The organism is Lysinibacillus sp. A1, assembly GCF_000801965.1.
GTDB classification, from domain to species: domain Bacteria; phylum Bacillota; class Bacilli; order Bacillales_A; family Planococcaceae; genus Lysinibacillus; species Lysinibacillus fusiformis.
This window is the reverse complement of sequence record NZ_JSZM01000021.1, coordinates 101,237-123,424: the sequence shown is the minus strand read 5'-3', so window position 1 is coordinate 123,424 and position 22,188 is coordinate 101,237. Positions and strand designations below refer to the sequence as shown.

The 22,188-nt window shown below is 34.1% G+C and carries 24 protein-coding genes; 3 read left to right on the top strand and 21 right to left on the bottom strand.

Translation table 11 applies throughout. The annotated features are described in order from the left end of the window. Positions 1-128 precede the first annotated feature (128 nt). The 6 genes from PI85_RS17555 to PI85_RS25260 form a co-directional block, all read right to left on the bottom strand. Positions 129-2,012, bottom strand: coding sequence for a caspase family protein (locus PI85_RS17555; protein WP_036121553.1), 1,884 nt, complete (start codon positions 2,010-2,012; stop codon positions 129-131). Between the two features lie 2 nt (positions 2,013-2,014). After that, on the bottom strand, positions 2,015-2,320 hold the full coding sequence (locus PI85_RS17550) for a hypothetical protein (protein ID WP_036121556.1): 306 nt from the start codon (positions 2,318-2,320) through the stop codon (positions 2,015-2,017). After that, complete coding sequence (locus tag PI85_RS17545; protein ID WP_235318507.1) at positions 2,321-3,211, bottom strand: radical SAM protein; 891 nt, start codon at positions 3,209-3,211, stop codon at positions 2,321-2,323. It abuts the gene before it with no gap. Beyond that, a complete protein-coding gene (locus tag PI85_RS17540) occupies positions 3,189-4,178 on the bottom strand; it encodes a thymidylate kinase (RefSeq protein ID WP_036121560.1) in 990 nt (329 codons plus the stop codon). Before PI85_RS17540 ends, PI85_RS17545 begins: the two co-directional genes overlap by 23 nt. 969 nt (positions 4,179-5,147) lie before the next feature. After that, positions 5,148-5,681, bottom strand: a complete 534-nt coding sequence (locus PI85_RS17535) for a hypothetical protein (protein ID WP_036121563.1) — start codon at positions 5,679-5,681, stop codon at positions 5,148-5,150. Beyond that, on the bottom strand, positions 5,681-5,794 hold the full coding sequence (locus tag PI85_RS25260) for a GIY-YIG nuclease family protein (protein ID WP_144422561.1): 114 nt from the start codon (positions 5,792-5,794) through the stop codon (positions 5,681-5,683). Before PI85_RS25260 ends, PI85_RS17535 begins: the two co-directional genes overlap by 1 nt. Before the next feature lie 306 nt (positions 5,795-6,100). On the opposite strand from PI85_RS25260, the gene PI85_RS17530 reads away from it, so the two are divergent. Then, on the top strand, positions 6,101-6,523 hold the full coding sequence (locus PI85_RS17530) for a hypothetical protein (RefSeq protein WP_039392219.1): 423 nt from the start codon (positions 6,101-6,103) through the stop codon (positions 6,521-6,523). Positions 6,524-6,938: 415 nt separating this feature from the next. On the opposite strand, the gene PI85_RS17525 is transcribed toward PI85_RS17530, so the two are convergent. From PI85_RS17525 to PI85_RS17500, 6 genes are all read right to left on the bottom strand, one after another. Continuing rightward, positions 6,939-7,916 carry a transglutaminase-like domain-containing protein gene (locus PI85_RS17525; protein WP_036121567.1) on the bottom strand — a complete coding sequence of 326 codons (978 nt, stop codon included), beginning with the start codon at positions 7,914-7,916 and terminating at the stop codon, positions 6,939-6,941. Positions 7,917-7,929: 13 nt separating this feature from the next. Then, positions 7,930-10,110, bottom strand: a complete 2,181-nt coding sequence (locus PI85_RS17520) for an Ig-like domain-containing protein (RefSeq protein WP_036121569.1) — start codon at positions 10,108-10,110, stop codon at positions 7,930-7,932. Between the two features lie 20 nt (positions 10,111-10,130). Then, a complete protein-coding gene (locus tag PI85_RS23650) occupies positions 10,131-11,372 on the bottom strand; it encodes an S-layer homology domain-containing protein (protein ID WP_052323557.1) in 1,242 nt (413 codons plus the stop codon). A 14-nt stretch (positions 11,373-11,386) separates the two neighbouring features. Beyond that, entirely contained in the window at positions 11,387-11,974 is a 588-nt protein-coding gene (locus tag PI85_RS17510) for a hypothetical protein (protein WP_036121572.1), read from the bottom strand. Positions 11,975-11,991: 17 nt separating this feature from the next. Then, complete coding sequence (locus PI85_RS24460; protein WP_052323556.1) at positions 11,992-12,912, bottom strand: phage replisome organizer N-terminal domain-containing protein; 921 nt, start codon at positions 12,910-12,912, stop codon at positions 11,992-11,994. Between the two features lie 169 nt (positions 12,913-13,081). Beyond that, on the bottom strand, positions 13,082-13,351 hold the full coding sequence (locus PI85_RS17500) for a helix-turn-helix domain-containing protein (protein ID WP_036121575.1): 270 nt from the start codon (positions 13,349-13,351) through the stop codon (positions 13,082-13,084). Positions 13,352-13,495: 144 nt separating this feature from the next. Here PI85_RS17500 and PI85_RS17495 point away from each other — a divergent pair, with 144 nt between their 5' ends. Both PI85_RS17495 and PI85_RS17490 read left to right on the top strand, forming a co-directional pair. Continuing rightward, positions 13,496-14,200, top strand: coding sequence for a helix-turn-helix transcriptional regulator (locus PI85_RS17495; protein WP_036121578.1), 705 nt, complete (start codon positions 13,496-13,498; stop codon positions 14,198-14,200). Positions 14,201-14,254: 54 nt separating this feature from the next. Then, on the top strand, positions 14,255-15,463 hold the full coding sequence (locus PI85_RS17490) for a site-specific integrase (RefSeq protein WP_052323554.1): 1,209 nt from the start codon (positions 14,255-14,257) through the stop codon (positions 15,461-15,463). 100 nt (positions 15,464-15,563) lie between these two features. Here the strand turns inward: PI85_RS17490 and rpsI are convergent, their stop codons facing one another. From rpsI to rpsK, 9 genes are all read right to left on the bottom strand, one after another. Further along, complete coding sequence (rpsI, locus tag PI85_RS17485; RefSeq protein ID WP_004233744.1) at positions 15,564-15,956, bottom strand: 30S ribosomal protein S9; 393 nt, start codon at positions 15,954-15,956, stop codon at positions 15,564-15,566. 25 nt (positions 15,957-15,981) lie between these two features. Beyond that, positions 15,982-16,419 carry a 50S ribosomal protein L13 gene (gene rplM, locus PI85_RS17480; protein ID WP_004233742.1) on the bottom strand — a complete coding sequence of 146 codons (438 nt, stop codon included), beginning with the start codon at positions 16,417-16,419 and terminating at the stop codon, positions 15,982-15,984. A 179-nt stretch (positions 16,420-16,598) separates the two neighbouring features. Further along, a complete protein-coding gene (truA, locus tag PI85_RS17475; protein WP_036121581.1) occupies positions 16,599-17,339 on the bottom strand; it encodes a tRNA pseudouridine(38-40) synthase TruA in 741 nt (246 codons plus the stop codon). A 13-nt stretch (positions 17,340-17,352) separates the two neighbouring features. Then, the gene (locus PI85_RS17470; protein WP_036121584.1) at positions 17,353-18,150 is read right to left on the bottom strand and encodes an energy-coupling factor transporter transmembrane protein EcfT; all 798 of its coding nucleotides are present in this window, start codon (positions 18,148-18,150) and stop codon (positions 17,353-17,355) included. Then, on the bottom strand, positions 18,147-19,019 hold the full coding sequence (locus tag PI85_RS17465) for an energy-coupling factor ABC transporter ATP-binding protein (protein ID WP_036121586.1): 873 nt from the start codon (positions 19,017-19,019) through the stop codon (positions 18,147-18,149). Before PI85_RS17465 ends, PI85_RS17470 begins: the two co-directional genes overlap by 4 nt. Further along, a complete protein-coding gene (locus PI85_RS17460) occupies positions 18,995-19,840 on the bottom strand; it encodes an energy-coupling factor ABC transporter ATP-binding protein (RefSeq protein ID WP_036121589.1) in 846 nt (281 codons plus the stop codon). The genes PI85_RS17465 and PI85_RS17460 overlap by 25 nt, the downstream gene beginning before the upstream one ends. A 425-nt stretch (positions 19,841-20,265) precedes the next feature. Further along, the gene (rplQ, locus tag PI85_RS17455) at positions 20,266-20,646 is read right to left on the bottom strand and encodes a 50S ribosomal protein L17 (RefSeq protein WP_008181938.1); all 381 of its coding nucleotides are present in this window, start codon (positions 20,644-20,646) and stop codon (positions 20,266-20,268) included. A gap of 57 nt (positions 20,647-20,703) precedes the next feature. Next, positions 20,704-21,648 (bottom strand): DNA-directed RNA polymerase subunit alpha, encoded by a 945-nt coding sequence (locus PI85_RS17450; protein WP_004233733.1) that lies wholly within the window; start codon positions 21,646-21,648, stop codon positions 20,704-20,706. Between the two features lie 139 nt (positions 21,649-21,787). Continuing rightward, positions 21,788-22,177 carry a 30S ribosomal protein S11 gene (gene rpsK, locus PI85_RS17445; RefSeq protein ID WP_004233731.1) on the bottom strand — a complete coding sequence of 130 codons (390 nt, stop codon included), beginning with the start codon at positions 22,175-22,177 and terminating at the stop codon, positions 21,788-21,790. Positions 22,178-22,188: the final 11 nt, after the last annotated feature.

Below are 22,188 nucleotides of genomic sequence, written 5' to 3'. Positions count from 1 at the left end.
AATATCGATTTCATTGAATTGCAAACGATTTCACATTCACATAGTTATTTTATAGTTAAAAACAATGCTGGCGGGCAATGTCCTTAATAAAAGATTTTATCACATGTTAGCCACGTAATTTCACTCTTTTATAGCTCTATATTTTGCTGGTCTCGTCTAAGGACTTGGTAATGTCCAATACTATTTTCTTCGCTAGAATAAAGTTCAACTTCTTCAGTAAAACTAGAAGTATCTACATTATATAGCCTAGCTTCTATTATTAAATCCAATATTCCAGGTAAACTACCTTCTTTGTCTATATCGTTAGCAATTAAATCTTGAGGCTTTACAATAGGTAAGGCACTTCTTCTTACCCAAGGATGTTTATCATCTCTTCCCCAGGAAATAGCTTCTTTATAATTCTCCCTATCACTTTCGGATGTCTCTAAAAACTGGAATATAGACATCTTCATCTCAACTAATGGTAAATTAGAAGCTAATCTCAGTTCTTCTTTTATAACACTTGCTTTAGTATTTTGAAAATAATCCTCATAATTTATTCTTAATTGATCTCTCCAATTCCCATAAACTGCTGAGATCAGCCATTTTCTTTTAGGATTCTTTATTCCGCCTCGCACTTGAGAATTATACAACTTTTTAACTAACTCACAGCTTTTTAGCTTATTGGCAATGGCAAGAACGTCCTCTTTTATATATGTAGTTAATAGGGTTTGGTATTCCGGTGTATCATGTTCCTTTAAAAATATATGTATCAATAAAGGTTTCAGTAGATTTTCTCCACAATTTTCTTTTAATATCTCAAACAGATTTTCAGGTTCCTTATAATTTATATGTCTATTCCATATATCAATAATTCCCCATTCTGTTCTACCCAGACTAGATTTAATAGCTAATTCTAGCACGGTATCATTAGGGTACTCATTTAAATTATCAGCTAAATATAAATGCGCTAACCAAGTTAAATCTACTCTCTTGTCTTGCTTTAATATTTCAACAAGTTGAGAATTAATTTCTGTTTCAGCAATTAATTTTCTAGCTGCAATGACGCCTACTACTTGCTCCATCCAATTAGAAGATTTTAAAAAATGATTAATTATATCATTTTTTTGTTTTGATTCACTTAAATTACCTATTAAAGATCCTATAGCTCGTCTTACAAGCCAATGCGCTTCATACTTCCTTAAAGCTTGTGATTGTGAATGATAATTATTTATTATATAGAGCTTTTCACTTTCAGAAAAATCTTCAATCGCATACCATAACATTTCTTTAATTTTAAATTCCTCATTGCTTACTCTAGAAATAAATCCCCTGCTAAATTCCTCCAATGTATCAAACTTAGTTTCTTTTTCTTTTAAAATTATTGAATTATGCCCTCTAGTATTACTAAAATACATATCCAAACCTTGCGCATGCATCTTAGTTTGAATACTAGAAAGATTAATTTCCTCATCATCTCTACTGATTTTCTCTAACACATTGCAGAACTGTAGCGTAAACAAGCTATTTTCCTTATTAAATTGTGCTTGACTAATTGCACTAGTTGCAGCTATTACTGTAATATTAGTAGATTCTAACATATTATTAGCATCGGCTAACTTTAATCCTTGTCCAGAATGACAACAATCTAAAATAACAATTACATTGTTAGAGATATTTTCAACAACCTCTTTGATTTTAGAAGCTTTAAATTTTTTATCTTCTTTATCAGTGTCTTTTAAATATAGTAAAAGTTCTTCATTTGGTAATACTTCTCCATGCCCACTATAATAAATAATTAAATTATCTTCAGATTGAAGACGATTCTTTAAATTTCTAATTACCCCTGTAAATTCTTCAGCATTTGCATTAAATAAACATACACTACCGAACTCATTGAATGTATTACCTAGTGTCCTTCTCAAGGTATCATACATCAATTTAGAATCATTTAAAGCACATGGTATTTCAGATAAATTCACACCATTTCCTACTATTTGATTTTTTATACCGACTGACACCAGATAATTCATTATTACTTTTCCTCTTCTTCAATTTCCTTTAGAGACTTAACCTTACCGTTAATCTCAATTTTTATTTCAATATTAAAATCTATGCGATTTTTGAATCTTTTTAAAATCATCTTAAAAAGATCGTACGAAGCCATTGTCCCATACGATACTAAAATAGCAGTGATAATTTCCCCTTTAGCATTTGGAATAGATTTCTTTTTAACTTCTACCTCATTAGATTTGGTAGAAATCACTTGTTGATATGAACTTAGAATGTCAGAAACTAATAAATTATCATCTATATTTTTAATAACTAATTGATTTTCCATTTAATAACCTCTTTCAGGTACCCATATACCATTTTCATTAATTTTTTCGTATATTTCTTCAGGAGATTCATTTAAAAACGCTATATTAAATCTATCTTCTTTTCCTTCTGTATGTTGCCTTAAAACCCCGTTAGGATACAGCACCCAATACTTGGAATAATTCTCGTTCAACCTTCTACTAACTTTAATGTCACTATCACTAAGTTCTTTCTCAAAACGATCCATTAAAGTCAAAAGTTCACTTCTCTCTATTACGTATTGACTGAAATCATCTTTTTGATTAGCTGGATGTGGTTCTATTAAGCACCATTCAGCAGGAGATAGGTCTCTAATCAATTTTACGAACTCTTCTACTAATCCCTCTTTCATCAAAGCTGTTGTTACAACCGTATTAATTCTTATATTATGATATTCTCTATTCTTGAGATCATTAAATAAATTAATTAATTGAATGAATGTCTTATCTTTTCCTCTTAACTTATCATGTAGTTCAGGGTTTGGTGCATCTAAAGATAATAAAATCCAATCAAAAATTTCAACATTTGAAACTAACCATTGTTTAACTTGTGGTAAACCTACTCCACTAGTAGTTAATGTCATTCCCATGCCATTTTCTTTTAATTCATGACAGAGGGAGGATAAATCTCGATAGGCTAGTGGATCACCTCCTGCGATATCCACTTTTTGAACATTCATTTTTTTGAATTTACTTACTATTGTTGGTACATCTTCTATAGGAGTCTGCCTTGCAGTTTTAGTAGCAAAACAGTACGGACAGGCTAAAAAGCATCTGTCCGTAATATGCCATATAATTTGTGGAATTCCATTCATTAAATTGTCATTTTGATAAAAAGTATTAGTTTTTTTATCATAAACTAAATTGTTCATCATTAATCAACTCCATCACTATAGAGTTAACTTCTTCGGGAGTTTTCATTTTTCCTTCATGATTCAAACAATTTATGATTTTTATTGAATCATATTTATTCGCCAGAAGTTTATATACATCTCTAGCTTCTTTCATTATTACATCCGATTCTTCATAGACATCAGCTTTATCACCTACATAATCTCTATGACCTTTATTTAAAACATTAGCCTTAGAAGTCTCTGGATCCAAATCAAAAACAATATATAAATCTGGAGCTGGTAAATTTAATTGCGAATGTTCTAATTCAAAAATCCAATCTATTAAATCCATTCGTGTTTCTTTGGGAGCTCTTATGCTTTGATATACAACACTCGATAATGTAAATCTATTTAATAATAAATAATCCGCAGATTTATAATTAAATCCCTCAAAACTTTTACTTCTATCTAGGGCATACCACAAGGACATTGATTTAGCATCAACCTTATTAGCATTTATATTTTCATCTTTTCCCGATAACAAAAAACCTACTTCTTTTCCAAAAAAACTCTCGTATATTGGGAAAGATTTGGTTAGGACTTTCCCTCCAGCTTTTATTAACTGATTTTCCACCAAATTAATTTGAACAGTTTTCCCACTCCCATCAATACCTTCAAAAGCAATAATTTTAGGTCTATTTTCTTCAATTTGATTTACCGAGTTATATAAATTGAAAAGTTTCTCAACCTCTAAATCAAATTCAGAAGACATATTTTGAAATCTTTTAAGTCGCTCTTCACGTCCTAAGTAAGTTAAACTATCTCGATTTTTCTGACACCAAGACAAAATATCGATAGCCCTTTTTAATCTTGCCTTCGAAATGTTGTAGACATTTCCATCAAACCATTTTAGGATTTTACTTATTGTTTTTTTTGAAATACCCTTTATTATTTCATCTACCTCTAAACCACTATTACTTCTTTGTATTATTAAATCTAATTCTTTCATATTATGATGCCCCTTTTTATTAACAGCCTACAAATTAAATATGCTATGCGTTTCTTACTTTTATTGTATGCTATTTTTAATTTTTTATAAATGATTGAGTAGTAAGAAAATCATAAGGTAAAACTGCTTCACTTTTCGTATTTGGATTAAATAGTGCCTGTGCTTTAAGAATACCAAAATAAAACTTTTTGTCACATTACAATGACACCTTTCGTTATACCTGTTATTCAATTGTGAAAGCTTTAAAAAAGGATCTCATTTAAATTCCGTATGCTCTATCTTCATTAGCATTTTTTCATTCTCTATTTCAGTTGTTTCTACTAACTTTTAACATTCCATACACAATTCAAGTGCCTGGTGAATTTCATCGTCTCGAGTAGCTATGAGTTGTCTTATGCGGTCCTCAATCCGATAGATAAGCTACATTACTTTCAGCAAACAAATCCATTGCTTTGCCTAAATCATAATTTATCATGTCTTTAATTTTGTCTACTGTAAACATATCAAATTCTTTGTATTTCACCTGATTTTTAAACCCTTTCTTTTGCAACTCTCAATTTATTGAATGGGTGGAGGCTCATTATTTCTTATCAAATAATTCTTTTTAAAACTCCTACCTGTTTTTTTCAAGAGTGGAAGGGATAGAAAAGAGCATAAGGAAAAACTGATATCACTGAGCGTGATATACTAGGCAGAGCCTAGTGTTTTAATGATATCAAAGAAAAATACGAAAGTACCCACAAATGACCCCCATAAAGGCACACCATAGACCCCCTTTTAAAAATAAAAAAAGAGAGTTTTTGCATTTGCAAAAAAACCTCTTTCAAACAAATTATGATGTAGCTTTAGAATAAAAGATTGTTAATTAAGAAAAACAGCGACGCTTATTTCTGTTTTCTCTATATGAATCGCCATTAGCTTTAACTGCTTGTGTTACAATCGACAGTAATAAAAAACTCTCAAAACACCTCATTCTATAAAGTCAAAAAGTGTTTTTGGAATTTCGATATTTTTATATTCGTTTCTCAATGTATCCAATCTTTTATGATAATATCTTGGATAAAGTTCAAACATAATGAACTCAAGTTCTTCAAGGTTTAATTTATGTAAAGTGTTCTTGCCTTCTCTACTTTGAAAATCTGCTTCAAAATGTTTCTCCACTTTTTTATAAAGATTGCTTAGTATGAAAGAGCCGTTTTTATGCTTTGTATTTACGGTGGAAAGAATATAAGCCATATGTTTAACCGCTTTTCTATACCGTCTCAAAAGTTTTTCAGAAGTTAATTCACGATCACTATAACTTCTATTAGGATTATAGCTAACTGACGATAAAACATCCCATCCTTTTTGGATGTAAAAATTTTGTGCATCATACTCAAATTTATAAAAATCTTTGGTAGAATGCTCATCACTATCCATCTTCTTCAGCACAATGAATTTCGTAGCTTGATTTAGATAAAGGTGAATACGTTTAGGTTGATCCTCGTATTTAGTAATACTCATTAATGTTCAACCCATCGTATGAGAAAATTTCGTTGCGTTTCTCCTACATAAACCATGTTAAGTTGCTTATTAATGATTGCATAAATACCTCTGTTTAATAATTTATGTTCCATTTGATTTACCCCACTTATAGATTTTACCCTCGATTAAAACTTCATGTACGTTAATTCCCTGCCCTAAAAAAGTACCCACATAAATTCAAATATTTCTTGATTATCATAACGAATCACATCTGGTACTTCACTTCACCTAGATCAATTGTTGGGAGAAGAACCGAATTTAAAATAAAATATATTAATTCTAAAATAATCAGTTTTTTCAGAGACAGCTGTTGTTATTTAAATATGAGGGGGTTAGAATTTATTGTAAATCAAACTTAATATTGGTGCATAGTTTTAAAAGGTAGGGGGATGGGAAGGTTGGAAAATATAAAAGCTTTAACATTTAAATATGTTTTAGAATACAATGAAATGTTGATTACTCCCGATAATGTGCAGGGTGTTATTTTGCTGAAAGAAAAGAAAAAAGAGCATTATTATTTTAAAGGTTATAAAGTAGATGATTTAATGCTAGATGACTCAGATATTTGTTACTATATGCTCTCAGCAGTATTAAAAGAAAGTAAAATTAGATTGGAGAAAATAGATTTTAATGCAATTTTAAAAGGATTACATTTTAAATTTATTGAAAAGTCTAATGATGATAATAAAATAATAGTTAATCGTGCTATAAAGCATATTGTAGATCGGCCAGATTTTGAAGATATTATATGTAACATTGATATAGTCAAAGAATTATTACCGTTGGTGATCCTTCATGTAAATGACATTCTAAAAATCTAAAAATCATTTATAGAAGCATATGTAGTTTCCTTAGAAACATTATCTAAAGAAATAGAAACTTTAAGTATTGATAAAAGTGAATATACTCTTTCTAAACCGTTAGTTGGTATATTATTAAAAAATAAAAACAAAAGGTTTTCACTTAATATTGAAAATCAACTAATTCATAAGCTAAATAAAATTTCAAAGAATTTATAAAAGTTTTGTTTCTTATAATTACATAGTTCTTCCAGGCCTTCAGTAAGGCCTTGCCTCCCTTAGAAATCAGTTTGTTCAAGCTATTAAATTTGTTATTTAAATAATAAAAAATCCTGCATATCAAATGCAGGATTTTTATATATATATTTCCTCAAATTTTGTTATATATGATTATTCATTTTATAAAACTCCATATTGATTGTAATTGCTTCTTTAATTAAAAACTGGAGTAATGAGAAACGAAATAATTTTCATATGTCCCTTCACTACCAAAGCCATTGCCAGTTGTATCAACAGAAACCCATTTCCCATCTATTTTCACTTCATTCCATACATGATCTACATAATATTTCTGATCTTTGAAGTTGCCATATGCTATACGATTTTCAATATCATTATAGTCTAAATATAATTTGTAAAGATATGAAAATTGATTACATATACCCTTTTTCTCCTCAATAAATTCTTGTAGAGAAATATAGCTTTCATCACCCTTTTGACTATCATCGTATTCATATTTACCAATAATATACTTATACCCTGCTCTAGCAATTTCCTCGGTATCACCTGAGGAATCTACTGGATATACTGATAAAAGTTCATCGATAATAACATCATTTTGTAATTCTTTTATATTCAATGAATTAAGTTTTTCGCCTACAAATGCTACAATATTTTCTTGAGTGTTTTCTAAATTACCCAAATTATAAGTTTTTACTTTTCCCGTGTAATGATCTAATAAAGCAACATCCGGGCTTTGCTCTATTTGTATATTTTTTCTGATAACATCTGTTTTATAATTCAATTTAATTTCATGAAAATACAATCCTATTTGTTGTTTTTCATTAATTATCCCTTTCTCTACCTTTGCTTTATTTAAACTAAAAGTATATACCTCGTCATCACATTTATAGCTACCATGAGGTACTTCAATCGTTAAATTATTCAAAGAAAAATCATTAATAATTTTTTGTGATAGGTTACTTATGGTAGCAACTTCGGCAAATAGATTTTTCATTTCTTCTTTCGTTAAAGTATAACTAGCATTTCCACTATTGCTCACAATAGGAAGTATTATCTGAATCATTTTATTTGTTGTATTGCCTTCGCTTGATGTTATAACTTTTTCATTCGTGCAAGCTGCTAAAACAATACATAGAGTTGCTATTGCTAGTAAAATTATCTTTTTTTTCATAAGTTCCCCCTAATTAATAACTTCTTTCTTCCCAGCTGCCCGAACCAAATGTTTCAAATCCAAGTAGATCTATTTTTACTTTCCCCACACGCTTTGTAACAATTTCTAAGTTGTATCTATCATCCAATTTAAATTGAAATTCGTTTTGACTATTAGAGATTGCATAATATTTATTTTTTTCATATTTATTACTTTTTATAATGTAAACATCATCATACGAACCGTTATTTTTGCTATCAAAAGCAAGTGTATATTCAAAATAATTAAGTACATCTCCATCTATAGAATAAGAATTATTTTGAATGAAGATTTTCGCTTTTGCATATTCCTCTTCGTTTTCTGGCGGCTCACGGTAAATCAATGGCGAGGTGTCAAAGTCAACGATTGGTGGTAAATCTGGCTGTATATAAATAATTGTTTCAAATGTATCACTTGACCCTTCGATATTTTCTACATAACTGGTTAATTTTACTTCACCAGAAAATTTCCCTAAGAAATTTACTAAAGTAGAAGGCTTAATATTCCCACTAATATCTTCTTTGATGAACAATTTATCTTTATTGGATTTATCTACCGCTTCGATTGTTAATGTTTGTTTTACAATCGGTACTTTTTCATGCAACGAAGGAATGCCACCATAAGCGTCTGTAACTTGTGCTGTTATTTTACGATTTTCTTTTAAAGTACCACCCACCCTAATATAAGCCGTTGGTTTTGGTCCTGTAACTTTAATAATCATTTGATCATTTGCAGTTTTTACATTTTTCCCATTAATATCACCGTTATCTTCGACAATAACAGTGATGCCATGCTCACCGATTTCATCAAAGTGACCGCACATTTTACTACTTTTAAAATCGTCTGTAATCATATTTCCTTCGTTCCATAGATACGAAGTGATATACCCATCAGGATCACTGGCATCCGCTGTATAGCAAACCGTTTCTCCTAGTTTTACTTCTATTGGCCCTTCAATTTTTACAGTAGGAGGGTCATTATCTGGTACTTTCTCAGGTTCTTTAGGGTCAACAGGTGGAGGGTTAACAGTACAATCTATAACAGTCACCTTCACTGTCTCTTTTTTCCCATCTGCTGTTGCTGTAATCGTAGTTGAACCAACCTTTTTAAATGTCACAACACCTTTTGATACCGTTGCAACACTTGTATCAGAACTTGTCCAAGTAGCCTTATTTGTTACGTCTGAAGACGTTCCACCTGTTTTATACAAAATTGCTTTTAAAGTCGTTGAACCATCCTTAAAACATGCATTTAAGTTCCCTGTGATAGTCAATGAGTCTTCTGCAGTGATTTTAACGTTTGCACTTGCTTGTAGATGAAAATCCTTGTCTTTCCATGATGCCGTTATTTTTGCTTGTCCAGCTGAAAGGCCCTTTACAGTTCCACTTGATAAAACAGAAGCCACACTCGATTTATCTGACTTCCATTCATAAGCGTTTACATCTTTCCATGTTGACCATGAGTCAGTACCCTTTTTAGTCCTTACTTGGGCTTTATATTGCTTCGTTGCACCAATTGTAATCGTTGAGTCTTCAACTACTCGCATTTCTGCTTGATTTGTTATCTGACCGTACCAAGTAACATCAATTGGAGTATCGTACCGTACAGAATACTTTGGCTGCCCATCTTGATTTGTACCGAACTGAGCACGCTCTGTATACTGATAAGGATAACCCGTTTCTGTTATGAAACGAAAATGAGTATCACTCCTTTTAGTTAATGATAAACCTTTGAACGATTCTGCTCTTTTAAAAGTTACACTGTCATTTTTTAAATACACTTTATTTAAAGATGTTCTAGAGTATTTTTCTCGGGATGAATCTTCGAATATAGAAGGCATCTTATACTTCGTTAGATCTAGTGTATTTTGTACTTGTTTAGCTTTTGGAACGTTTTGACTACTGACGTTATCTGATGGGACCTTTCCACCATCTTTTACAGCTTCGAAATTTAAGTTATCCAGTTGAGTCCAATAAACAGCAGGCTTTGCTTCTACCGGTTCGGCTTTTACATCAACTGTATGTGAGCCTGTTGCCCCTGTTGGTTTACTAGGAGCTGCCGCGCTCGCCTTGCTATTTTGTTGAAATCCGTCAAAAACGGTTATATATGTCATATTCGAAAGTGTAAGAAAAAACACTATCATTAAGATAGCGATTATATTTGAAAGTTGTTTCATAATTTATCTCCCCTTGATTATTAATTCCGTCTGAATGAAAATCTTGTTTCGTCATCCGTTGTATGTCCATCAAGGCGATCAACTCCATATTCGTTGAATCGTTCTGTCCAGTACTTCACTTCTTTACCTTTTTTGAATATAGCGCCCCAGTTATCAGCGTCCAATGTTGTTAAACCGAAATTTTGAACCTTTAGTTTATCGTGAATCCCTCTGTTAGAAATAAAAGTTGAACTTGAACCGTTTGTGTAATCATCAATTGTTAATTTCTCACGATTTGAAGTAAACGTCATTTCTGTAAATACTTTGATTACACCACTATCTCCTTCAAAGAAGAATGTATCTTTACCAATAAACATTTTTGCAAAAATACTACTGTTCATCGCTTTTTGTAATGTATCGCCCTCAATGAAAATCATTTTTTCAATAGTAGCTACACCTGAATTGTTTTGTGTAAAAGTATGAGGTTTACCAATAATATTAGTAAACGGTTCTTCTTTCAAATACGAAAATTTGCTTGCAGACAGTATATTTGTTCCGGTTGTCGCTACTTCTACAAGCTCATTTAATCCTTTGAAGTCAGTAGGTTTTTTATTAATCGCTTCATTAAATCGAATTAGAATCGTTGCAACTTCGGCACGTGTTGTATTGCCACTCGTTTTAAACGATCCATCTTCAAATCCACTCATGATGCCTGTACCTAGCATTAAGGCAACATTTCCATACTCAGACTTGTTTAAACCGCCTTTGTAGTACTCGGCGACAGGTAATAATGTATACTCCCCATTTTTAATTGTTGTAGCAATTTCTCCATATTCAGAATTGGAAGCTGTTAAACCATTCGCTAACCATTTAGCAATCTCTTGTCGAGTCATTGCTTTATTAGGATCAAATTTATTGTTTTTAAAATCGTTCTCTTGAATAAATCCTAAAGCTAAACCTTCATTAATCGCAGCTTTAGCCCAATGTGTATCAGTTATATCTGTAAATGACTCGTTTTTACGATCAGTCCCATCAAACATACGAGACAAAAATGTTGCGAACTCAGCACGTGTCACATTGTTTGAAGGCTTAAATGTGCCATCTTGATACCCTGTCACTAACTTCTGACTTGCTACTTTTTCTACATTTTGATACGCCCAATGTTTGGAATCCACGTCTTTAAATGCAGCTGCACTCGCTAAAGCGTGATTTCCAAATAAAATTGGTAAACTTAACCCAGCAACTAACGTTATTTTCTCAAATGACTTCAATAGATTTTTCATAATATCCCTCCAATTTAATTTGCTATTGAATAACTTTGTTTTTTATTATTTATAAGATTATCTAAAACCCTCTCCATTTTTAAAATCTCCTTTTCGATTTCTTTTTTTATAGAAAATAAATTTTGGGTGCTACCAGTTCGATAATCTTTTATCAATAAAATGAATAAATCGATATCTAACTCATCTTCAGAGAGAGTCATCAACTTGTTTACACTTTCTAAAGAACCCTGTAGTTCATCTAAATATTCTCGAAGTAGCCGAACCTTAACTCCCTCTATAGATTTTTGAATTTCACCGTTTATATCTGAAAAGACTTTGTTTCTTTCTAAAAAGTCCGCAAGTGTTTCAAAATTATACCAATCTAATTCCTCATTGTTTTTAGGGACTAGAATCCAACCTGCTGATAAAACCCAAGTTAATAACCCACATTCTGTATTAATAGATTGTGAAACTGGTAATGAAAATAAATCATCTACTGACAATAAATCATCTAGTTTTACATAATCTAGTTCAAAACCAATTAGTGAACCCTTATATTTACATCGAAGTAAATCCTGCTTAGTCAGATTTCTTTCTAATAACTCTTTTTTTGATTTATACATTTACATCCGCCGTCCTCTCAATATTTTTTTAATTCTTCTAATTCTTCTAGTATTTTTTTCCTTTCTTTTTCAAAATCAACAGTTTGTTCTGGTACACACTCTGGTTCAGTTTCATAAAACCAATTAGGAACTATTTCTTTTCGTCTGGCATATTTAGCGGATTTATATGCAACACTTTGCTCTTTAAAATCTACGTAAGTATTAATGTGTTTCTCTGTTCTCCAGTTGTGCAATACACCAAGTATATAAGTAAATGTTTTAGCCTTTTTAGAAACTTTAATGGCTTCCAGTATCAAATCAGGCTCGTAGTATTGTAATGCCTCTTCCATAGCTGCTACATCCCTAACACTAATTTCTTTACCTATTTGATTTTTGAAAAACTGTTTTAACAAAGATAAATTATTATCGTTTAGATAATCGACAGACGACTGAATGACATTCTTTTCTCTGTCTGTCTCTTTATCTATATCTTTATCTTTATCTTTATCTTTATCTGTGTCTGTCTCTGTGTTACAGTTTGTTACAATAGCGTTACTATACGTTTCATCAATGTTACATTGTAACGCTTTTTGGCTCTCCCTATGTTTACGAACCCTTGCGGCACTTGAACTTTCACTACCTATAGACTTAATTGTTTCAGGAAGTATAAATTTGTCTTTTTCGACTTCTTCAAGTAATCCATTATTATGTAAAAATAATATTGTCATTTTTACATTTCCAGGCTCTTCATCAATTTCGAGAGCGACTTCTTCGTAAAATTCATCTTCGACACCTTCGAAAAATAAAACTCCGCTATCTTTTAAACTCAGCAACTGCATTTTTAGATAAATAATGGTATAAATATCACCACCAGCGATTTTACGAAGCTTTTTAATTCGCTTGTCACGAAAGAAGTCGTCTTTTAGTTTGAGCCAGTAGTATTTCTTACTGTCTGCCATGCAATTGCCCTCCTAAATGATTTAGGCACACTTTGTTTTTAACTTAATAATCAGGTAAAATTTTAGTGCTATACTCCGCTAAATCATTTATTGATTTGGTAATCTCGAGACCTCTAATGGCCCACATTAGAGGTCTTTTTTTATCTCTAAACATATTGCCCGCCATTTTCTATTGTTTCTTTTTTTCTAAAAACTCATCAATATCTCTTTTGCTAATTAACTTCACTCCATCAACTTCAATAACTGGCATTCCTTTATCAATAAATTTTTGAAGCGTATTAAAGCTAACACCAATATACAAAGCAGCTTCTTTTTTATTCATATATGGCTTATATCGATCCATTGAGTTAGCTTTATCCATTACTTCTTTTACCATACTTAATAATGTTTGCTCGTACACTTCAACAAATTTTTCTGAAATTTGGACTGTCGCACCCATAATATACCCCCTTCCATACATCCTTAGATATAATATTTATACATCTATAGATGTTATTGAACTTTATGATATTACTTGATATCATTTAAGTCAAGAATATATTTATACATGTAGGGAAATAACATCTGTAAAAGGAGGGACATTATGCTGAAAATTAATTTAAAAGAGGTATTAAAAGAAAAAGGGATGTCTCTTAGTGACCTTTCAAGGGCTACAGGTATTTCTTTAAATGCTATAAGTGCCTTTGCTAACGCCAAAAGTACTGCTGTTCAATTTGGAACATTAGAAAAAATATTAAAGGTTTTAGAAGTTGATGCTAGTGAGTTATTTCAAGTTATAAAATCACTCGCATCTTTAAGAATTGAAAGCCTGCCTTCTAATAATTCCATATGGAAAAACTCATACAGCTTTAAAGTAATTGCCTATTATTTTGATACTGAAGAAATAGAGGAAGTACTTTTAGATGTAGTAATAAATTCAACCTTTAATGTAACTAGAATTTTTCACTCCATCTCTTACTTAGCTATTCACGAAGATGTAGAAGTGAATTATTTAGCGTTGAATATTAACAACAATAATTCATCTATTCTAAAAGCAATTGATTTTTTGATAGTTCACCATTTAATAGAAAATGATTTATTAGAAAAAAACGACCAAAGAGATTTATTTGTGTTTGATTATAGCGACTTGATCAAAAATGCAGAATATGGGAGTTTTAGAACTAGTGTTACTGGGGCTGATTCGAATTACAAGCTCTTAGAGTTAATAGAGTATATTGCTGACCCAGGAATTGATGAAATAATTTTTAACGAGGATAATACATTCCAATCTATTCACGTTTATTTGTAATTTCATTCCCCTTCACACATATTGCCCGCCAGCGTATGCAATGGAGGTATTCAAATGTCCAAAGAAACTATTACAAAGTACAAAGATATCAAAATCATGCCTTATCAAAAGAAAGATGGAAAAACGTATTATAAATTTCAAATTTCACTCGGCTTTGATCCTTTTAAAAACAAACATGTTAACACAACTAAAAGCGGTTTTGAATCAATAAAAGATGCAAAACAAGCTATTAATAAAATGCTGGTAGAACGCGAAACAAAAGAAATTCATCACCTAAAAACTTATACGTTCAAACAAGTTTATGAAATGTGGTTATCGCAGCATAAACAAGAAATAAAACCAACTACGCTTGAAAGTAAAGAAAGCAAGTTTAACGCTAAAATACTGCCGAAATTCGGCCATTTAAACATTACAGATATTACGAGCTTCTATTGCCAAGAAGTTATTAATGGGTGGGCAAATGAAATGTCTGCATTTAATGATTACAAGATCCAAACAAATCTCGTTTTCAAGTTTGCATTTATGCATGGAATCATTGAAATGAATCCTTTTGACAAAGTGGTAACACCAAAAAAACGGAATACACTTGTATTTAATGAAGATGAGGAAGAAGCAATTAACTTCTATACAAAAAAGGAGTTGCAGCTGTTTTTAGAACTTCTATTTAAGGAACGTCCATTCAAATACTATCTAATGTATCGAATTTTAGCATTTACTGGACTTCGTAAAGGAGAATTACTAGCTCTGTATTGGTCAGATATAGATTTCTCTCAAAAGACGCTACGAGTGCGTAAAACGCTTGCCGAGCCAAAAGGTGGACGTATACTTCAAACACCCAAATCTATCGCCTCTAGACGTATTATAAGCCTTGATGAACAAACACTTTCTTTTCTAGCAACATGGAAAGAAGAACAAGTAAAAGAATATGCTACGTTTTCGCAAAATATAGAAGCTGATGTTAAACAATTAATCTTTTCTCGTTACTATCCCAAAAATAAAGAGTTCGATTTCTTACGTTTAGCACATTTAAATGACAAACTCTTTCACTTCCTCATTCATCATCCAGAACTACCAAACATCACAGTACACGCTTTACGTCATACACATGCTTCTTTGCTCTTTGAAGCTGGTGTGACAATCAAGGATGTTCAAGCTCGTCTGGGACATAGTGACATTAAAACAACAATGGATATCTATACCCATGTTACAAATTCTGCAAAAGAAAGAGCAGCTAAAGCATTCGAGGATTTCATGAAGTTTTAATTCGTATAGTTTTTTCATAGTTAGTTCGTTTTCAAACATGAAAAAACCCTTTCTCGAAAATTCGAGAAAGGGTTTTGAAAACGCTGATATAACAACGATATTAACGTTTTGAGAACTGAGGTGCACGACGAGCGCCGCGTAGACCTGGTTTTTTACGTTCTTTCATGCGTGAATCACGAGTAAGTAATCCAGCTGATTTTAATGCAGCACGGAAATCTGGGTCTACTTGAAGTAGAGCACGAGCGATACCGTGACGAACAGCACCAGCTTGACCAGTGTATCCACCACCGTTAACGTTTACGTGGATATCATAGCTTCCTGTAGTTTCAGTAGCTACTAATGGTTGTTTAATTACTTCACGTAATGCAGCGAATGGTACGTATTCTTCGATTTCACGTTTGTTGATAACAATTTTACCTGTACCTGGTACTAAACGTACGCGAGCTACAGAGCTTTTACGGCGACCAGTGCCGATGTATTGAACTTGTGCCAAAGTAATATCCTCCTCTTAATTTATATTATCCGCGAAGCTCGTATGCTTCTGGTTTTTGTGCAGCATGTGGATGCTCTGTTCCAGTGTAAACATTAAGTTTAGTGAACATTTTACGACCTAAAGAGTTTTTAGGAAGCATTCCTTTAACTGCTAATTCGATCATTCTTGTTGGGTACTTGTCTAGCATTTCACCAGCAGTACGAGTTTTTAAACCACCTGCGAATTGAGTGTGGTGACGGTAAAGTTTACCTTCTAATTTGTTACCAGTTAAATGGATTTTGTCAGCGTTGATGATGATTACGTGATCACCTGTGTCAACGTTTGGTGTGAATGTTGGTTTATGTTTACCACGTAAGATTGCAGCTACTTCAGAAGCTAAACGTCCAAGAGTTTGGCCTTCTGCATCAACTACTAACCATTTACGGTCTACTTCGTGACCTTTAGCCATGAATGTTGTACGCATGTATATATCCTCCTAATCGATTCGATTACCGTTATTTTTCATTAAACTACACTATAAGTTTTCGGGGCTTATTTGTGGTGGTAATGAAAATACCATCTGTTATCATATAATGAATGACTTTTAAAGTCAAGCAATTTCATTAAACACCTGGTAAAGTTGTTTCGAGGTTGAAAGTGACACTAATAGAACACTTTTTCTAAGTACAAACCTTGTGGTGGCGCAGTTTTCCCAGCTTTATCTCGATCTTCTGAAGCAACTACCAGAGCTATATTTTCAATCGTCCGGCGATCAATACCCACTTCCCACAATGTACCTGCAATAATTCGCACCATATTATATAAGAAGCCACTGCCTTCAATAACCATATGAAGCTCTTCCCCATGCCACTCAAATTGTAATGAGGTGACTGTCCTTACTTTATCCTGAACACTTGTATTGGCTGCGCAGAAGCATGAAAAGTCATGTGTCCCAATGATAGCTTGAGCAGCCTTCTGCATGGCAACTACATCAGGTTTGACCCCGTTTGTCTCAACGGTATAATGTCTCCTAAATGGATTTTGAATAGGCTCACAGGACCAAATATAACGGTATCGCTTCCCAGTTACACTATAGCGTGCATGAAAATCATGTTCTACTTCTTCTACAGACATTACGCGAATATCTCTAGGGAGCTGCACATTCAAAGCTTTGCGATACTTGTCAGCTGGAATGGCTAGTGGTGTATCAAAATGCAATGTTTGCCCTGTTGCATGAACCCTAGCATCTGTACGTCCACTTGCGGTTACCTTCACCTTTTCCTCTTTATGCATAATGGCTAATACACGTTCTATTTCTGCCTGCACGGTGCGTTCCCCAGGCTGTACTTGATAGCCTGAGAAAAGTGTACCGTCATAGCTAATAATTACTTTTAATCGTCGCATAAAGCATACTCCTTTAGCTTCTATAGAAGAATAGCAATACACCTATTGCTACTAATAATACAAGCGCAAATGTATCACCCATATCCCATTTTAGCCTACGATATCTAGTACGCCCTTCCCCTCCGCGATAGCCTCTTACTTCCATCGCTGTGGCTAAATCTTCGGCCCGTTTAAATGCGCTCACAAAAAGAGGTACTAGTAATGGCACTACAGCTTTAATACGGTCTTTTATTGGGCCTGAGGATAGATCAGAGCCTCGTGCCATCTGTGCTTTCATAATCTTATCTGTTTCATCCATTAAAGTTGGAATGAAGCGTAAAGAAATCGACATCATTAAAGCTAATTCATGGACAGGTACTTTCAATGCCTTCAGAGGATTTAAAAGAACTTCAATACCGTCTGTAATGGAAATCGGTGACGTTGTTAAAGTTAAGATAGATGTTATAAATACTAATACTAGAAAACGTACTGAAATATAAATCCCACGTCTAATCCCCTCATCGTATATGGTAATATACTTCGAGTCAAAAACGGGAACGCCTTCCTTCGTCATAAAAATATGAAGCAAGAAGGTAAAGGCCATCAAAAAGAGAACCGGTTTAAGACCATTTATCAAAAAATACAAGCGAATTCGTGATATTAATACAACAAGAAGCGTGAATGCCAAGAGCATAGCATACGTCACTGTATTATTGGCCAAAAATACTATAATAATAAAAGCAAAAACAAAGATTAGCTTAGAGCGTGGATCCAGTTTATGAACGGGAGAATCTCCAGGTAAGAAGCGTCCAAAAATCATTTTTTCCATCATGATTCCGCACGCTCCTCTCCTAGCAGTTGAGCAATTTCAGCTGCAAGTTCTTCTTCGGTCAAGCAAACTTTTGATAAGGGTTTCTCCATCATTTGCTCTATCTTTTGTTGAAAGCGGACAATGCGCGGTGGTTCTAAGCGGAAGCTCTTTAATGTATCAACATCCTTAAATATATCTCGTGGTGTTCCACTTAAAACATTTTTACCTTCATGCATAATCACAATATTATCAGCATATCGAGCAGCATCTTCCATGCTATGCGTCACTAGAATCGTTGTCAGGTGACGTTCCTGATGAAGCTGATAAAACATATCCATAATTTCTTTCTGACCACGTGGATCTAAGCCTGCGGTAGGTTCATCCAACACAATTACTTCAGGCTCCATCGCTAAAACACCTGCTATCGCTACTCGACGCATTTGACCTCCCGATAAATCAAACGGAGATTTATCTAGAACGTCTTCTGGTAACCCCACTAAGCTGACAAGTTCTCGTGCCCGATCTTCGGCTTCCTTTTCTGGTACGCCAAAGTTCATGGGACCAAACATAATATCCTTTAACACCGTTTCTTCGAATAATTGATGCTCAGGGAATTGAAAGACGATACCGACCTTTTGTCGTACAGCTTTTAAATCCTTTGCTTTTTTTCCGGCTACCACTACACGATCCCCGATATGTACTTCTCCTGAAGTAGGTTTTAGAAGAGCATTAAAATGCTGGAGAATAGTTGATTTACCCGAACCTGTATGACCAATAATTGCTTGATACGTGTGTGATGGGATATCGAATTCTACATCGAATAGTGCCCGTTTTTCAAAAGGCGTCCCTTGTGCATAAGCATAGCTTACTTGTTGAAGTTTGATGTCCATAAATCATTCACCAACTCTTCTTCTGTCATATGTTGTCCCATTAACGGAACACCTTCCTTTTGCAATAGCTTTGATAACTTTAGGGCAAATGGCAAGTCTAGTCCAAATTCCACTAGCTTGTCCCCAAGAGCAAATATTTCAGCAGGGATACCTTCTGCAAACTTCTTCCCATCATTCATAAAGAGTACACGATCTGCTAGCATCGCCTCTTCTAAATCATGGGTGATGGATAGGACAGTAAGTCCTGTTTCAGCACGTAAAGTTTGAACAGTTTGCAATACCTCTCCACGTCCCTGCGGATCTAGCATAGAAGTAGCTTCATCTAATATAAGAAGCTTCGGCTTTAAAGCAAGTGCTCCTGCAATCGCAACACGCTGCTTTTGCCCTCCTGATAAATGGTGTGGCTCATGATCTAAAAAGTGGCTCATTTTTACTTGTTCCAGTGCCGCATGAACACGCTGTACCATTTCTTCAAAAGGCACGCCATTGTTTTCCAATGCAAACGCAACATCATCCTGTACGGTTGCACCGACGAATTGATTGTCCGGGTTTTGAAAAACCATCCCCATGAGAGAACGGGACTCCCAAAGGTTTTCTTCACTTAATGGCTCTCGTAAAATGCGGACATCTCCTTTTTGAGGAAATAGCAAACCATTCATCAACTTTGCTATGGTCGACTTTCCAGAACCATTATGTCCTACTATAGCAATCCATTCTCCCTCTTCAACGGCGAAGCTAACATTTTCGACAGCATTACGACTAGTTGGTTCTTCTGGTGTATATGAAAAAGTCACATTATTTAAAGATAAAATTTCAGGCATTTCTAGAACTCCTCTCTACATGCTCAGCTCTACTAACTAACTTACACTTTTTTATGTATGAATTCTACTACAATCCTTATGTCGATAAAAGTAAAATACTAAAATAATGAAACGTTCTCGTCATGCTATGATTTGGGGAAAACATTAAACCCATATATTAAAAAAAGCACCACAAATTGGCGCTATCCTTAGTAATAAAAAAGCGCGCACCTCATTCAATAGAAATGCGCTAGTCGTTACATTTTCAAGAAATAAGGGTGCTCAAGCCCTTATTTCTCCTGAATGAGGTGCGGAGAGCTAAACGAGACGCCACACTTTAGTGTCCGCTCATCATAACGCTCAGCTTAATTATTTGTCGTATAAATCGTTTATAAAGAAAGAGGGTGGTGATTCCCACCCTCTTCACCACAAGTTTTCTCTTATGATTAAACTAGTTCAATCACAACTACAGGTGCACCGTCACCACGACGAGGACCTACTTTAAGAATACGAGTGTAACCACCTTGACGCTCTGCATAACGTGGTGCAACATCATCAAATAACTTTTGAAGTGCAAATGATGTTGATTCGTTACCTTCAGCATCAGTCGTTGTTACTAGTTCACGACGGATGAATGCAGCAGCTTGACGGCGTGCATGTAAATCTCCGCGCTTACCTAAAGTAATCATTTTTTCAACAGCTTTACGTACTTCTTTAGCGCGAGCCTCAGTAGTTTCGATACGCTCGTTGATGATTAAATCAGTAGCTAAGTCACGTAACATCGCTTTACGTTGAGAACTTGTACGACCAAGTTTTCTGTAACCCATGGATGTTTCCCTCCTTTATAGAAAAAAATCTGACCTTGTTAGTTTTGTTTAAATCGCTTAGTCTTCTTTGCGTAATCCTAAACCAAGCTCTTCTAACTTCGCTTTTACTTCTTCTAGTGACTTACGTCCAAGGTTACGAACTTTCATCATGTCATCTTCTGACTTATTCGCAAGTTCTAGTACTGTGTTAATACCAGCGCGTTTTAAGCAGTTATAAGAACGAACAGAAAGGTCAAGTTCTTCGATAGTCATCTCTAAAACTTTTTCTTTTTGATCTTCTTCTTTTTCGACCATGATTTCAGCAGTTTGTGCCTCATCTGTCATGCCAACGAAGATGTTAAGATGCTCGGTTAAAATTTTTGCTCCGAGCGAAATCGCCTCTTTCGGACCGATGCTGCCATCTGTCCACACATCAAGAGAAAGTTTATCGTAGTCAGAAGACTGACCTACACGAGTATTTTCCACTTGGAAATTGACGCGTGATACTGGAGTGTAAATAGAGTCGATCGGGATCACGCCGATAGGAAGATCCTCACGTTTGTTTTGATCAGCAGGAGTGTAACCACGGCCGCGTTGTGCGTACATACGCATACGTAAATGACCGTTTTTAGCGATTGTTGCAATATATAGATCAGGGTTTAAAATTTCTACATCACTGTCATGTGTAATGTCAGCAGCCGTAACTGTACCATCGCCTTTTACATCAATCTCAATAACTTTTTCTTCGTCAGAGTAGATTTTAAGAGCTAGTTTTTTCACGTTCAAAATGATTGAAGCTACATCTTCTACTACGCCTTCTACAGTTGAGAATTCGTGAAGAACGCCATCAATTTGAATGGACGTGACAGCAGCTCCTGGTAATGAAGACAGAAGGATACGACGTAAAGAATTACCCAAAGTGTTTCCATATCCGCGTTCAAGCGGTTCTACAACAAACTTTCCATACTTGGAATCTTCGCTGATCTCCACCGTTTCAATCTTTGGTTTTTCAATTTCGATCATTTTATTTACCCTCCTTCAAAACATCGAATGTATAGGTTCTTTCCATCATAGATTCGATCGTCAATGACGTATCGTTTATTATCTGCACAAGACAGTCTGTACAAAAAATGATGTTCTCATACAATATGAGACGCACCCATTACACGCGACGACGTTTTGGCGGACGGCAACCATTATGAGGAACTGGAGTAACGTCTTTAATAGCAGTTACTTCTAAACCAGCAGCTTGAAGTGCACGGATTGCAGCTTCACGACCAGCACCAGGACCTTTAACAGTTACTTCCAACGTTTTCAGACCATGTTCAAGGGATGTTTTAGCAGCAGTTTCTGCAGCCATTTGGGCAGCGAATGGTGTAGATTTACGTGAACCACGGAAACCAAGAGCACCAGCACTTGACCAAGATACAGCGTTACCTTGCATATCTGTAATCGTTACGATTGTATTGTTAAATGTAGAACGAATGTGTGCAATACCAGATTCGATATTCTTTTTCACACGACGTTTACGAGTTTGTTGTTTACGAGCCATGTTAAGAAGGA

Bases quoted from the DNA above. Each gene is read 5' to 3' on its own strand.
- PI85_RS23650 (WP_052323557.1), bottom strand. From the start codon at position 11,372: ATGAAAAATCTATTGAAGTCATTTGAGAAAATAACGTTAGTTGCTGGG.
- PI85_RS17545 (WP_235318507.1), bottom strand. From the start codon at position 3,211: ATGATGAACAATTTAGTTTATGATAAAAAAACTAATACTTTTTATCAA.
- PI85_RS25260 (WP_144422561.1), bottom strand. From the start codon at position 5,794: ATGGAACATAAATTATTAAACAGAGGTATTTATGCAATCATTAATAAG.
- PI85_RS17500 (WP_036121575.1), bottom strand. From the start codon at position 13,351: ATGGGTGCGACAGTCCAAATTTCAGAAAAATTTGTTGAAGTGTACGAG.
- rpsK (WP_004233731.1), bottom strand. From the start codon at position 22,177: ATGGCTCGTAAACAACAAACTCGTAAACGTCGTGTGAAAAAGAATATC.
- truA (WP_036121581.1), bottom strand. From the start codon at position 17,339: ATGCGACGATTAAAAGTAATTATTAGCTATGACGGTACACTTTTCTCA.
- PI85_RS17490 (WP_052323554.1), top strand. From the start codon at position 14,255: ATGTCCAAAGAAACTATTACAAAGTACAAAGATATCAAAATCATGCCT.
- PI85_RS17460 (WP_036121589.1), bottom strand. From the start codon at position 19,840: ATGCCTGAAATTTTATCTTTAAATAATGTGACTTTTTCATATACACCA.
- rplM (WP_004233742.1), bottom strand. From the start codon at position 16,419: ATGCGTACAACATTCATGGCTAAAGGTCACGAAGTAGACCGTAAATGG.
- PI85_RS17540 (WP_036121560.1), bottom strand. From the start codon at position 4,178: ATGAAAGAATTAGATTTAATAATACAAAGAAGTAATAGTGGTTTAGAG.
- PI85_RS17510 (WP_036121572.1), bottom strand. From the start codon at position 11,974: ATGTATAAATCAAAAAAAGAGTTATTAGAAAGAAATCTGACTAAGCAG.
- PI85_RS17495 (WP_036121578.1), top strand. From the start codon at position 13,496: ATGCTGAAAATTAATTTAAAAGAGGTATTAAAAGAAAAAGGGATGTCT.
- PI85_RS17470 (WP_036121584.1), bottom strand. From the start codon at position 18,150: ATGATGGAAAAAATGATTTTTGGACGCTTCTTACCTGGAGATTCTCCC.
- PI85_RS17465 (WP_036121586.1), bottom strand. From the start codon at position 19,019: ATGGACATCAAACTTCAACAAGTAAGCTATGCTTATGCACAAGGGACG.
- PI85_RS17525 (WP_036121567.1), bottom strand. From the start codon at position 7,916: ATGAAAAAAAAGATAATTTTACTAGCAATAGCAACTCTATGTATTGTT.
- rplQ (WP_008181938.1), bottom strand. From the start codon at position 20,646: ATGGGTTACAGAAAACTTGGTCGTACAAGTTCTCAACGTAAAGCGATG.
- PI85_RS17535 (WP_036121563.1), bottom strand. From the start codon at position 5,681: ATGAGTATTACTAAATACGAGGATCAACCTAAACGTATTCACCTTTAT.
- PI85_RS24460 (WP_052323556.1), bottom strand. From the start codon at position 12,912: ATGGCAGACAGTAAGAAATACTACTGGCTCAAACTAAAAGACGACTTC.
- PI85_RS17450 (WP_004233733.1), bottom strand. From the start codon at position 21,648: ATGATCGAAATTGAAAAACCAAAGATTGAAACGGTGGAGATCAGCGAA.
- PI85_RS17520 (WP_036121569.1), bottom strand. From the start codon at position 10,110: ATGAAACAACTTTCAAATATAATCGCTATCTTAATGATAGTGTTTTTT.
- PI85_RS17550 (WP_036121556.1), bottom strand. From the start codon at position 2,320: ATGGAAAATCAATTAGTTATTAAAAATATAGATGATAATTTATTAGTT.
- PI85_RS17555 (WP_036121553.1), bottom strand. From the start codon at position 2,012: ATGAATTATCTGGTGTCAGTCGGTATAAAAAATCAAATAGTAGGAAAT.